We start from the raw sequence: 8,969 nt of genomic DNA on the forward strand, positions 1-8,969 counted from the left end.
GCAGCTGAGCGACAGGTCCCGGCGGGCTCCGCGTCGTCGTCGGCCGCGCGCCGGCGCGCACACGGCGCGAACGTGCCTTGTGGCGGCGGGAGCCCGGCGTGTTGGGTGCGTGATCGGGGGGCGGGCCGACGGGGCCCGTCGTCACGGGGGCGGACGGGGGCGGACGTGGGACGTCAGGAGAAGCCGCTGGACCCTGCGGGCGGTCCGGTGGCCGGGCTGGCCGCGGCGCTGCGCGAGCTGCGGCGCGCGGCGGGCGGTCCGACGTACGCGGCGATGGCCCGGCGGGCCGGGGCGTACTCGGTGGCAACGCTTTCGCGGGCCGCGGCCGGCGAGCAACTGCCCACGCTGCCCGTGGTGCTCGCCTACGCGGCCGCCTGCGGCGGGGACGCGGAGCAGTGGCGGGCTCGCTGGCAGCAGGCGGCGGACGAGCTGGCCGCCGTGGCCGCGCAGCGCGCCGACGAGCCGGCCCCGTACCTCGGCTTGGCCAGGTACGAGGCCGGCGACCGGGACCTCTTCTTCGGCCGCGACCGGTTGACGGACGAGCTGGACACGCTCACGCGCGAACACCGGGTCGTGGCCGTCTTCGGCCCGTCGGGCAGCGGGAAGTCCTCGCTCCTGCGAGCCGGACTCGTGCCCCGATTACGGGACTCGGAGGGCGCGGCAGCGGTCAGGCTGCTCACCCCGGGCGGGAACCCGCTGGAGCGGCTCCGCGGGAACCTCGTACCGGCCGACGGGCAGGGCGACAAGTGGCTCATCGTCGACCAGTTCGAGGAGGTCTTCACGCTCTGCGGCGACGTGGACGAACGGACCCTCTTCATCAAGGAGTTGCTGTACGGCACGCAGACGAGCGGTGCACGGCTCCGCGTGGTGCTCGGCGTCAGGGCGGACTTCTACGCCCACTGTCTCGGCGACCCCGCCCTGGCGGCAGTGGTGCGCGCGGCGAGCCTGCCCGTGACGCCCATGACCAGGGACGAACTGCGTCTGGCGATCGTCGCCCCGGCGGCCGCCCGGTCCCTCGTGGTCGAGCGGACGCTGACCGCGCGCCTGCTCGACGAGGTCCACGGCAACACCGCCGCCCTGCCGTTGCTCTCGCACACCCTTCTGGAGACCTGGCACCGCCGCAAGGCCCGCCGCCTGACCCTGGAGGCCTACGAGGGCGCCGGCGGCGTGTACGGAGCCATTGCCCGCAGCGCCGAGGCGGCGTACGGGCGGCTCGACGCCGACCAGGCGGACATCGCCCGCCGGATCCTGCTGCGTCTGGTCAGCCCGGGGGACGAGGGGCTGCCCGACACCCGGCGCCCCGCCCGCCGCGACGAACTCGGCCCGGGCGATGACGTACGGCAGGTCCTCGACGTACTCGCAGCGTCCCGGCTGGTCACCCTGGACCAGGCCACGGTCGAACTCTCCCACGAGACGCTGATCACCTCCTGGCCGCGCCTGCACGGCTGGGTCGACGCGAGCCGCGAGCAGCTGCGTCTGCACCACCGGCTGACCGCGGCAGCCGAAACATGGGACCGGCTCGGCCGCCACGCGGGTGCCCTGGCCCCGCCCGCGCTGCTCGCCACGTTCGCTCCGCTTCTCCCGGACGACGCCCCCCGTCGGCTCCTGCCCGTCGAGACCGACTTCCTGACCGCGAGCACTCGGGCCCGCAACCACGCCTCAATGCGCCGCAACATCACCCGCGGACTGCTGGCCTTGCTGGCCGTACTCGCCCTGCTCGCCGCAACCGTGGCCTGGCAGGCCGGACGGACGGCGCGTGACCGCCGCGACATCGCCATCGCGCTGCGCACGGCCGCCGTCGCCGAGGGCCTGCGCGCCGGCGACCCGGGGACCGCCGCCCGTCTGAACGTCGCGGCATGGCGTCTTGCGCAGACCCCGCAGACCAGGGCCGGACTGTACGCCGCTCTCACCGACCGGGCCGAGGCCGACATCACGGTGGGCTCCGGAGACGGGCTCGTGCAGAGCGAGTTCGCGAGCCCCGACGGCCGCACCCTCACTGTCAGCAGGCGGCAGAGCGTCGAGTTGTGGGACCTGCGTGCGCGCCGCCGACTGGCTCACCACCGCCAGCCCACCTCCGCCCCGGTTCGCCCCTACCCGTCCTCGGGACTCCTGCCCCCGTCGGGCCGGGTCCCCTCTCGACGAACGAATCCGCCGACGGATCCGTTGGAGCGAGTGCGGCCGAGTCCGGACGGCGTGCGGGTGGCCGCGATCAGCCAGGGTGGGGACCCGGCCAACAAGACGCGCCAGTGGGCCGAGGTGCGGCTGCGGCACCTGCGGAGCGGAATCGGGGCCTCACTCGTGCTGCGCGGCGCACCGGTGGCGACCGACCTCGCGTGGGGCGGCGGCAGCCGGGTGCTGGCAGTGGCCGTCCCCGGGACCGTACAGCTCTGGGACGTCATCGGCCACCGGCCGCTGTTCGTCGTGCCCGCGGCCGGGGTCTTCACGGGCGTGGCACTCAGCGCGGACGGCCGCCGGGCCGCGCTGTGCGGAAGGCGAAGCATCGAGGTCTGGGACGTGCCGGGGCGGCGCAGGATCGCGGTCGACGGGACAGCCGCGTCGCGGGTCCCGGCGCGCGCATGCGGCTCGGACGCACTGCGTCTCAGCCCCGACGGCGCCTGGCTGGCGGTCCGGCTGGACACCGGCATCCTCCTTTCGGCCACGAGCCCCGGTCGCCGGCCCACCCGGATGCTCCCGGCATCCGGGGTGACCGGCCTCTCCTTCAACCGGGACGGCACGCTCCTGGCGGCCGTGACGCCGTACGCCGCACGCGTGTGGCGCACCGCCGACGACCGCCCCAACCCCCTGGCCTTCTACCAGGGCCTGCGCCACGACCGGCCCACAGACGTCCGCATAGACGACCGCGCCGGGGTACTGCGGTTCGTGCACAGCGACCAGCACCGCGTGGCCGCGCTGCGGCTCGGCCCGCTGCACGACGTCCGCTGGTCCGCGGCGGGCGCCGACGCCGTCCACCCGTCACCGGACGGCTCCGTCACCATCGTCCTGCGGCGGGACGGCGACGCGATCGTGCCCGAGCTGTACCCCGGAACGGCAGGCACCGGCGGCCCCGGCGACCCGCTCGCCGCGTCCGCCCGGCCTGCCCGGCCCGCCGTCAGACTGCCCGCGCTCCCGAATCCGGCCGCGGGCCCGGATACCACCCCGGCGCTGGGTGCGTTCAGCCCCGACGGCCGCCTCTTCGCCTACGGACCTGCACTCGTGCAGGACTCCCGAGAGACCGTCAAAGTGTGGGACGTACAAGGCAGGAGAGCGCTGCCCGATCTGCCCGTGCCACGGTGGGAGCCGCCATCGGGGGCGTTCCGCCGGCCCACCGTCACGGCCCTCGCGCCGGTGCTGCGCGACGGGAAGCCGGTGGTGTACGGGATATGCACCGACGAGTCCGCCCTCCTGTGCAACCTCACCGCGTCCCGACTGGTCACCCCGCTGCCGACCGGCTCGCAAGCGATCGCCGTCCGGCCCGACGGCGGCATGCTCGCGCTGTCGGACGGTGCTGTCGTCGCCTTGCCCGGTGAGCGCGTGGACAAGGCGACAGGCGTACTCGGATCGGCGTTCGCGGCCGCCTTCAGCCGTGACGGCCGGCATCTCGCCCTGGCCGACGACGGCGGCCGCGTCACGCTCTGGGCCGACGCGCCGGTCGGCGCCCCCGCCGTCCTCGACGGCGGTCCGCACAGCACGGACGGGACCCCGCACTGGTTCACGACCGCGGCCTTCTCGCCGGACGGCAGCATGCTCGCGACCGGGGACGCGACGGGCGCGGTACGCCTCTGGGACATCCCCTCGCGCACGCCGCTCGGCGGCCCGCTCCCCGGCACCGGCGACCCGGTTTCCCGGCTCTCCTTCACCCCGGACGGCGGCGCCGTGATCTCCCAGGGGCGGCGCACCGCGCCGCTGGTCCACCGGACCGGTACGGAGGAGGTGGCGGCGGCCGTGTGCACACGGCACGGCGGCGGTCTCGACCGGGCCAGGTGGCGCAGTCTCATTCCGGAACTCCCGTACCGCGGCACGTGTCCCGCGGAGCCCCCCTCGCGCCGCTGACCGTCGGCAGAGGTCGGCGGCGGGCAGGCGGATCCTGCCGTGCCGCGCGGCTGTCCGGGATTGTTTCGGGCCCGGAAGAGGGCAGCGCAACAACCGTGCGGCCGACGAGTGTCGCTTCCGACGGGGCCGCCGCGGACCGGGGTGACCACCCGGAACGGGGGCGGCGGCGCCGTCGTACAGCGCATGCGTCCTCGGGCACGCCGTCCGTGTGCGCCCGGTCTTTCGTACAGCGTGTCCGAGCACGTCGTCCCCGAGCACGTCGTCATCGAGTACTTCGTCATCGATCACGTGGAGAACCCATGAGGCACTCCGTACGCACGAGTACCACCGCGGCCCTGGCCGCGCTCCTGCTGGGCGGGCTGGTCGCTCCGCAGGCCGCCTCGGCCGCGAACGGCTCCGGCGGCACGGCCACCACCGCCGCCACCGGCCCGTCGCAGGCGGCCGGTTCCTTCGGTCCGCTGTCCGCCGGCGCACCGGGCACGCTCTCCGCCCGCGAGGTCGGCGCGGCCAAGGCCGCGGCGGACCGCCCGTACGACCGCTCCAAGGACGGCTGGGGTTCGTGGAAGCCCAGCGCCGCCGAGACCCGCGCCAAGCAGGCGTTCCTCGCCGCGCGCCCGGCCCGCAGCACGTTCGACCTGCCCTGGTCGTACATGCTGGCCAACACCCACCAGGCCCAGTGGTACAGCAACTACTGCGGCCCCGCGACGCTGGTGACGGCCATGGGCATGCGCGGCAACTGGGCGCACAACCAGGGCTACTACGCCAGCCGGATCGGCATCTCCCCCAACAACGGCGGCACCGGCGTCGACATCATGACCCGGCTGCTGGACGAGCAGGCCGGCGACTCCTTCAAGTACGTGCGCGTAAACCTGCCGTACACCCCCTCGGCGAGCGACAAGGCGACCTTCAAGAACCGGCTGATGACCGACACGGCCTGGTACAACACGCCGGTCGTGGGCAACTCGATGGAGGTTCACAACGGCCCCCACCTCGTGGGCCACCCCAACAGCACGACCACGCTGTACCACTGGTTCACCTTCCAGGGGTACGAAGGCGACTGGGCGGCCTACCTGGACTCGGCGACCTCCGTCTGGTCCTCCGTGCCACCGCGCTCCGGCATGCCGATCGACACCCTGGTGACGATCATGGGCGGGCGTGGCTACGAGTGGTAGGAGGCTGCTGACCGCGCTGCTCGGCGTGGCGCTGGCGAGCACCCTCGGGTGTTCGTCGGCGCCCCGCCGACCGGACGCGGCAGCAGGCCCTCCTGCCTCAACCGCCCCTGGCCCTGGCCCTGGCCCCACGAGCTCTGCCACGGGATCCGCCCCGCGGTCCGCTGCCGGACCCGCGGCCTTCTGCCAGACCCCGCTGCCCGACAGCTGGCGCCGCGCCCAGGCCTCCGGCGCCGTCACTGCCGTCCCCGGCGAGACGCTCGACCCGGTCGCGGTCGCCCCCGACGGCTCGTCGCTGTTCGCGGTAGTCCGGCGCGCGGGAGCCGCCCCCGCGCTGGTCTGGCTGCAGGACCGCGGCACGCGGCGCACCACCGTGCACACCGCCCCGAGCCCCGACCGGGGCGGTTTCGGGCTCGCCGACTTCGACGGCCGCCGGCTGGTGTTCAGCGTGCTGCGCTCCAACGACATCGCCTCTGCCTGGAACCTGTACGCCTGGGACTCCGCATCCGGAGGTGTGCCGCACCGGATCGGTTACAGCGCCACCGGTCCCGACGGGGCGCCGGTCCCCGGTCCCTTCCTGTACCCGTCGGTGCACCGGGGCCGGGTGACGTGGGTGCAGTCCGCCGCCCCCGGCAAGGGCAGCCGTCAGCAACGGCTGACCGACATCAAGCGCCAGGTGCACCTCTACGACCTGGCGTCCGGGACCGACCGGATCATCCGTACGGGGCACATGGCACCGTCGTTCTTCGCCGGGGAAACGGTGGTGTGGCCCGAGGCCTTCGCCGTCGACACGCCGACGAAGCTGACCGGGGCGGACCTCGACGGGCGCCCGGTGCGGCTGCCCGCCGCGCTGTCGGCGGCCGCCGGCTCCCCGGCGGTGGCCGGGGACGGCACGACCTGGGCCTGGACGTCGGCGGACCGCCGCCTGCTCTACGCCTGGCGGCCGGGTTGGGCCGCGCCGACCGTGGTGGTACGGGGACAGAGCATCGACTGGGTGCGCATCGCGGGCGACGTGGTCACCTGGACGGACCCCGTCGCGACCTGGGGAGCCGACCTCCGCACCCGCGCGTACACCCGCCTCACGCCCCAGTACGGCGGCAGCAGCAGCCACGGGCGGGCCCTGGTGGTCTCCTACCCCGCCCACCCCGCGGACGGCCGCCGCTCCGGCAGTTACGTCCTCTCCCCCGCCGTCCTCGCCCCGCTGAGGTGCACCTCCTAGATGTCAGGGCACGAAGCCGCTCGTCGTGCTCCGTGTTCGACGCTCGGCAGCGCCTCACATCGCTGTCGGCGTCGACGACGATCCCGAATTGCCTGGTCAAGACAAGGAGCAAGATCGTAAAGTCAGGCCGTGATCCAGAGAGTACCCACCGACGCCCGTCCGGGTGGCGCGCCGTGCTGGAGGCGTCGGCGTCATCGGCTCACCTGATCGAAGGAACCGCATGAGCCTCAACGACCGCCGCGTGGTCATCACCGGAGCGGGCCGCGACTTCGGCCGCGCGCTCGCCCACCACTTCGCCGGCCTCGGCGCCGAACTGTTCCTCGCCGCACGCAGCCTGGAAGCGGCCGAACGGACCCGCAGCGAGATCCGCGACCGCGGCCACGACCGCGTGCACGCCTTCGCGTGTGACCTGGCCGACCCGGCCTCGATCCGTGAGTTCGCCACCGCCGTCGGCCGCCGCACCGACCGTGTCGACGTCCTCGTGAACAACGGCGCCCGCTGGCTGGAAGGCCCCGACCTCCTCTCGGTCTCCGACGAGGACGTGGCGGACACGCTCGCCTCGGGCAGCACCGGCACCATCCTCGTGACGAAGAACCTCCTGCCGCTGCTCCTCGCCTCGGACCGACCCGACGTGGTCACGATGGTCTCCGTCTGCGGCGTTCCCGGGGCCCATCACCCCGTGGCACACGAGGCCTACTTCGCGGCCAAACACGGGCAGAGGGGCTTCACCGAAGCACTCTCGCGCCGTCTCCGTCCCCAAGGCGTCCGGGTGATCTCCCTCTTCCCGCCGGACTTCGACAGCAGCCGCGATCCGCTCTCCCCGGAGTGGGACGCCACACCGCGCGGAGCCCAGGACCCGCTCGCGGCGCAGTCGGTGATCGACTGCATCACCTTCGCGATCCGGCAGCCGCGCGACTGCTACATCAACGCCTTCCACTTCGAGTCCATGAACCCCTCCGCCGCCGACGGCAAGACGCAGGTCTGAGCGGGGCCGTCCCGTGCTGTCACCGGTGTCACAGACCGGCGAACGTCAGGGCGGCCGCCGTGACGGAACGTGCGACGGTCGCCGCGAACTCCGTGTTGTGGTCCTCGTCGAGGAGCGTGTCGCCCGGGGTGTGGTACTGCCGTGTGCCGGTGCCGGGGTCTCCGTCGGGCGTGGAGAAGAGGTCCTCGGAGACGGCGACGGCGGCCCAACCGCGCTCGTGGAAGCTCGCGTGGTCGCTGCGCCCCACCGCCGGGTCGTCCAGGCCGGTGAGCTGCTGGACCGTCACCCCGGGGTCGATGACGGGCACGGTACGGGCGACACGGCCGCCCAGCGCGTCGGACGCGCTCACGACCGGGCCCGGCACCAGGGAGCCGGCGTGGATCTCGACGACGGGCGTCCTCCCGTCCTGCCGGCCGGCGATCATGTCCATCTGGAAGACGCCGGCGATGCTGTCCCCTGCCGCAGCGGCGGCCCGTGCGTAGAACTTGCTGCCGACCAGCCCCTGTTCCTCGGCGTTGAACAGCACGAAGCGCACGCTGCGGGTCGGCGTACCGCCGTTCTCGAGCAGCCCGCTCAGACACTCGGCCGCGGCCATGACGGCTGCCGTGCCGCTGCCGTCGTCGTCGGCGCCCGGCGCGGGGTCCACGGCCGGATCGTAGGAGCGCGGCTCGCCGTCAGCGTCGACGAAGTCGCCGTTCGCCGCGGTGGAGTCCAGGTGTGCGGTGATGAGTACGGTGGAGTCCGCGCCCGCGACGTGGTGCTCGGCCTCCACGTTCAGCAGGCGGTGGCCGCGCCACCGGAACGGGTGCAGCCGGACGGTCAGCCCGAGGTCCTCGAACCGGCGCGCCAGCGCCTCGACGACGCGCTCGTTGTCCTCGGCCGACGCGTCCCGGCTGCGGACCTTCAGTGGTCCGCCGTCCACCAGCGGCTCGATGCCGGAGATGCGCGCCACGTGCCCGTGCAGCACCTCGGCGGTCACGGCCGCACGGACCGCGGCGAGGGTCTCCGGCGAGGGGAGGCCGTCGCCGAGCGCAGCGGTGAGGCCTTCGGGCAGGGCTTCTGCGCGACGGGCGAGGAGCGCCGGGTCCGGCAGCAGCCGTTCGGTATGTCCCGGTTTCGCTCCTGGCAGGTGCACCTCCTCGACCGGGGCGCCGGCCGGCGCGGCGAGATAGACACCGCCGGGCGCGGGCCCCAGCGAAGCGGCCGGCGGAGCCGCCGCTGCCGCCAGTTCGTCAGTGACGAAACCGAAGACGGCCGTGGCGCGCTGCTCCGTTTCGTCCCCCGATCGGGACGCGGACGGAGCACCCGTGAACGCCTCGATGACCGGGAGCGGACGGTTGTCGCGGATGAGGAAGGCCGCCCTGTCCTCCACCTGTCCCCGCAAGTCCACGGTGAACCCGGCGCGTTGAAGCGCTTCGGCGCCGGGGGGGGGGGGGGGGGGGGGGGGGAGAGGCGGGGGGGGGGGGGGGGAGAGGGGAGGGGGGGGGGGGGTGGGGGACGCCATCCAGCTCGGGAGGTTTTCTCCTCCTTGTAGCACCATGCTGCC

Annotated in this window: 5 protein-coding genes; 4 read left to right on the top strand and 1 reads right to left on the bottom strand. The window is 74.1% G+C overall.

Annotated elements, in window-relative coordinates; all coding sequences use genetic code 11:
* The first annotated feature begins 165 nt into the window (after positions 1-165).
* The 4 genes from ACZ7H1_RS08090 (at position 166) to ACZ7H1_RS08105 (ending at position 7,423) form a co-directional block, all read left to right on the top strand.
* Positions 166-4,050 carry an nSTAND1 domain-containing NTPase gene (locus ACZ7H1_RS08090; RefSeq protein ID WP_470784717.1) on the top strand — a complete coding sequence of 1,295 codons (3,885 nt, stop codon included), beginning with the start codon at positions 166-168 and terminating at the stop codon, positions 4,048-4,050.
* Positions 4,051-4,349: 299 nt separating this feature from the next.
* Positions 4,350-5,222 (top strand): hypothetical protein, encoded by an 873-nt coding sequence (locus ACZ7H1_RS08095; RefSeq protein ID WP_470784718.1) that lies wholly within the window; start codon positions 4,350-4,352, stop codon positions 5,220-5,222.
* On the top strand, positions 5,206-6,438 hold the full coding sequence (locus ACZ7H1_RS08100; protein ID WP_470784719.1) for a hypothetical protein: 1,233 nt from the start codon (positions 5,206-5,208) through the stop codon (positions 6,436-6,438). Before ACZ7H1_RS08095 ends, ACZ7H1_RS08100 begins: the two co-directional genes overlap by 17 nt.
* A gap of 220 nt (positions 6,439-6,658) precedes the next feature.
* Positions 6,659-7,423 carry an SDR family oxidoreductase gene (locus ACZ7H1_RS08105; RefSeq protein ID WP_470784720.1) on the top strand — a complete coding sequence of 255 codons (765 nt, stop codon included), beginning with the start codon at positions 6,659-6,661 and terminating at the stop codon, positions 7,421-7,423.
* 28 nt (positions 7,424-7,451) lie between these two features.
* On the opposite strand, the gene ACZ7H1_RS08110 is transcribed toward ACZ7H1_RS08105, so the two are convergent.
* Entirely contained in the window at positions 7,452-8,807 is a 1,356-nt protein-coding gene (locus ACZ7H1_RS08110) for a M28 family metallopeptidase (protein WP_470784722.1), read from the bottom strand.
* Positions 8,808-8,969 lie beyond the last annotated feature (162 nt).

It is taken from the genome of Streptomyces sp. NPDC037401 (genome assembly GCF_055602345.1).